General features: G+C 60.9%; 3 protein-coding genes. 2 read left to right on the top strand and 1 reads right to left on the bottom strand.

Going from position 1 to position 2,371, the window contains the following annotated elements:
* Window positions 1–200 (top strand): hypothetical protein (locus AC4FAH_RS14540; RefSeq protein WP_490246315.1); only part of this gene is annotated, 200 nt, incomplete at its 5' end.
* 25 nt (window positions 201–225) lie between these two features.
* Here the strand turns inward: AC4FAH_RS14540 and AC4FAH_RS14535 are convergent.
* Window positions 226–666 carry an arsenate reductase/protein-tyrosine-phosphatase family protein gene (locus tag AC4FAH_RS14535; RefSeq protein ID WP_043336039.1) on the bottom strand — a complete coding sequence of 147 codons (441 nt, stop codon included), beginning with the start codon at window positions 664–666 and terminating at the stop codon, window positions 226–228.
* A gap of 362 nt (window positions 667–1,028) precedes the next feature.
* On the opposite strand from AC4FAH_RS14535, the gene AC4FAH_RS14530 reads away from it, so the two are divergent.
* Window positions 1,029–2,371: NAD-dependent succinate-semialdehyde dehydrogenase (locus AC4FAH_RS14530; protein ID WP_490246314.1), on the top strand; the 1,343-nt coding region annotated here is incomplete at its 3' end.

Below are 2,371 nucleotides of genomic sequence, written 5' to 3'. Positions count from 1 at the left end.
AGCGAGTGCACCTTGCCGGCGAATGCCGCCTCCAGCTGACCGGTCGCCTGCTCGGCTTGCAGCGCGCGGCCCCGTTGGCGCTGCACGTCCAGATCAGCCTGCACCACTGGGCTATCCTGCAGCAGCCTGCGATCCAGACCACTGGCGGAGCGACACCAGCCCAGCTGCTCCACGCGATGCTCGGCGGGGAAAATCCATAAAATATTTTTAAAAACAGAATATTGATTACATCAGTTTCTTGACCCACAGCGCAGCCGCTTCCACCAGCTTCTGGTGCGCATGGCGGAAGGCCTCTTCGCTCTTGCGATAGGGATCGGGAATCTCTTCCCCCTGGCCGCCAGCCAGCCAGCGGCCGAACAGCATCGTCTTGCCACTGACCTGCGGTGCCATCTGGTTGATGGCGCGGCGATGGCCATCGCTCATGACCAGAATCAGGTCTGCAGCCGTCAGCATCTCGACCGACACCTGGCGCGCTCGATGCTCATCTACCTCGAGCCCTGACTCGACGGCGAAGCGTGCTGCCGTGGGTTCGACCGGGTGATCGACCAGTGCGCCCACACCCGCCGAGTGCACCGTCTTGCCAGGCAACGCCTGCTTCAGCAGTGACTCGCCGACCGGACTGCGACAGATATTGCCGGTACATACCACCAGAATATTGTTGAACACGCTGACTTCCTCTTCCTTGTGACGCTTGCACTCATGTTGATGGCCCGGCACGCGGCAAGCTTGGCCCCGCACGGACGTCAGACGCCCATTGTCGCATGCTGGCAGCCTGTTCGGCAGGTTCACATTTGACCGCTTCGCGATCGACCACTGATGACACCTGTGGCTTTTCAATGGACAACAGCGTGCTCATATGGCAACACTGAGGTGACCCGACGCAATAGCCCCCAGCCCCTTGAAGATCTCAGGCAATATCGCCAAGTCCTGGTGTGTAGCCAATGAAGTGACTGGCTCAAGGGCCGATCTCGATCCCTCGCGATCCCCATTCAGTCACTTGCTGAACCAGCACCCACCAGGGAGGCAAGATGAGCAACAAGACACTGACCGCATCCAACCCGGCCAATGACAAGGTTCTCAAGGAATACGCCATGCTGAGCAAGGAAGAGGTTCAGCAGAAACTGGAGCAGACGCACAAGGCGTACTCGAGCTTCAGCCAGACCACCGTGCAGGATCGTGCGCAGCGCCTCACCGTTCTGGCGGACCTGATCGATGAGCATCAGAAGGAAATTGCCACGCAGATCGCTCATGAGATGGGCAAGCCCTATGATCAGGGCATCAGCGAGACGCAGATTTCCTCCAGCATCGCGCGCTTCTATGCCGACAACCTGCCCAAGCTGATGGAAACCGAGCAGCGTGATGTCGATGGTGCCGTGCGTGCCAAGATCGTCAAGGACCCCATCGGCGCCGTCCTCGGCGTGATGCCGTGGAACTATCCGCTCTATCAGGTCATCCGTTTCGCGGCTCCGGCCCTGGCGGGCGGCAATGTCTGCCTGATGAAGCACGCCTCCAATGTCCCGGGCTGCGCCGATCTGATCACCCAGCTGTTCCACAAGGCCGACTTTGAAGAGGGTATCTTCACCTGGTTGCCGGTGGGCTCGGAGATGATCGAAGACATCATCAATGATCCCGTTGTCCAGGGCGTCACCCTGACCGGCAGTGAAGAGGCGGGTCGCAAGGTCGCCGAGCAGGCAGGCGCAGCGCTCAAGCCAAGCGTACTGGAGCTGGGTGGTATCGACCCACTGATCGTGCTGGATGATGCCGACATCGAGCGTGCGGTGGATCTCGCCATCGCCGGGCGTTTCGACAACACCGGCCAGAGCTGCGCCGCGTCCAAGCGCCTGATCGTCGACAAGTCCCTCGCCGAGGACTTCTCCAAGCGTCTGATCGAGAAGGTCAAGGACATGCGCATGGATGATCCGATGAGCGAAGGGGTCGATATCGGTCCGATGTCTCGCAAGGACCTGCGCGATGGCCTGCATGACCAGGTCCAGCGCGCCATCAAGTCAGGTGCCAAGCTTGAGTGCGGTGGTGAGATTCCGGATCGCGACGGTGCCTGGTATCCGCCGACGGTGCTGACCAATGTCACCCAGGGTAATCCGGCCTTCAATGAAGAACTGTTCGGGCCGGTCGCCTCCGTGGTGGTCGCCGACAACGAAGCGCATGCCATCGAGCTTGCCAACGACTGCCCCTATGGCCTGGGCAGCACCGTGGTGGCCAAGGACGACGAACGGGGTGAACGCGTCTCTCGTCAGCTGCAGGCCGGCATGAGCTTCGTCAACCGTCCGACCACGCCCTTCGCCCAGCTGCCTTTCGGTGGCGTCAAAGGCAGTGGCTATGGCCGTGAGCAGAGCGAATATGGCTTCGGTGC

The sequence above is a fragment of the Cobetia sp. genome, from assembly GCF_983723665.1.
This window is presented reverse-complemented; position numbering and strand designations above follow the sequence as displayed.